Raw genomic sequence first — 1,058 nt, 5'->3', positions numbered from 1 at the left:
GCTACTCCATTCGCATCGTATGCTTGTAGCTTTTCAAACGTATACTTCCATTCTGTTGCCGCTGTTACTTCTTTTGTATCTACTACTTTACCGTTTTGTAGTAAGTCTACTTTGATCGAGCTTGGACGATCTGTTGCGTTGTTATCGTCTTTCCATGTTTTCGTTCCTTCTACTTTTGTTTCGCCTACTTTTGTATTTGTGATGTCATAACCGTGTACGTCAGATTGGTATCCCGCTACTGGCTGTTCCTTCACTTCGTACTTGTATGCTACTCCATTTGTGTCATATGCTTCTACATCCGCAAATGCATATTTCCAGTTTGTTGCCGCTGTTGCTTCTTTTGTATCTACTACTTTACCGTTTTGTAGTAAGTCTACTTTAATCGAGCTTGGACGATCTGTTGCGTTGTTATCGTTCCACGTTTTTGTTCCTTCTACTGTTAATTTCGCTACTTTTGTATTCGTAATGTCATAACCTTTTACCTCTGATTTATATCCGGCTACCGGCTGTTCTTTCACTTCATACTTGTACGCTACTCCATTCGCATCGTATGCTTGTAGCTTTTCAAACGTATACTTCCATTCTGTTGCCGCTGTTACTTCTTTTGTATCTACTACTTTACCATTTTGTAGTAAGTCTACTTTGATTGTTGTTGGACGGTTTGTCGCATTTCCGTCTTTCCACGTTTTCGTTCCTTCTACTTTTGTTTGTGCCACTTTTGTATTTGTAATGTCATAACCTTTTACTTCGGATTTATATCCATCCACCGGTTGTTCTTTTACTTCATACTTATATGCATTTCCTTCGGCATCATATGCCGCTAAATCTGTAAACGCATATTTCCATTCGCCCGCTGCGCTCACTTCTTTTGTATCAATTACTTTCCCATTTTGTAGTAGGTCTACTTTGATCGTTGTCGGACGGTTTGTCGCATTTCCATCTTTCCACGTCTTCGTTCCTTCTACTATTGTTTGCGCTACCTTTGTATTTGTAATGTCATAACCTTTTACTTCGGATTTATATCCATCTACTGGTTGTTCTTTTACTTCATACTTGTA

At 38.9% G+C, this 1,058-nt stretch carries 1 protein-coding gene; it reads right to left on the bottom strand.

The window, feature by feature from the left end:
• Positions 1-1,058 (bottom strand): Cna B-type domain-containing protein (locus JDS98_RS29565; protein WP_206773805.1); only part of this gene is annotated, 1,058 nt, incomplete at both ends.

Source organism: Bacillus cereus group sp. N11 (genome assembly GCF_016483605.1).
Taxonomy (GTDB): Bacteria; Bacillota; Bacilli; order Bacillales; family Bacillaceae_G; genus Bacillus_A; species Bacillus_A toyonensis.
The sequence above is the reverse complement of the archived record's forward strand: the minus strand, read 5'-3'. Positions and strand labels throughout refer to the sequence as shown.